The organism is Chryseobacterium taiwanense, assembly GCF_000813825.1.
In the GTDB taxonomy this organism is placed as follows: domain Bacteria; phylum Bacteroidota; class Bacteroidia; order Flavobacteriales; family Weeksellaceae; genus Chryseobacterium; species Chryseobacterium taiwanense.
Map to the genome: position 1 here is coordinate 1 of NZ_JWTA01000044.1, position 254 is coordinate 254.

Annotated in this window: 1 protein-coding gene; it reads left to right on the forward strand. The window is 33.5% G+C overall.

Annotated elements, in window-relative coordinates; genetic code table 11:
- Positions 1-141: 141 nt before the first annotated feature.
- A partial coding sequence (locus RM51_RS19355) for a helix-turn-helix domain-containing protein (RefSeq protein ID WP_131667105.1) occupies positions 142-254 on the forward strand: 113 nt, incomplete at its 3' end.

The window sequence follows — 254 nt, forward strand, 5'->3', positions numbered from 1 at the left end:
CCGTCAAGTTGAGAGTTATTACGTCTCTCACAAGACACAAAGAATGTATCCAGATCCATATGTACAATCGCTCGGTTCACGTTACAAAATTAGATACTATTTGTATCTTTTTTCATATATTTGATGATACAAATTGTATCAATGTCAATTTTTTCAGATAACATCAGGTTTTTAAGAACTCAGAAAAATGTATCCCAGCAGGAACTTGCAGATCAAATTTCTATGAGCAGGGTTCGTTATTCCAAATATGAGGA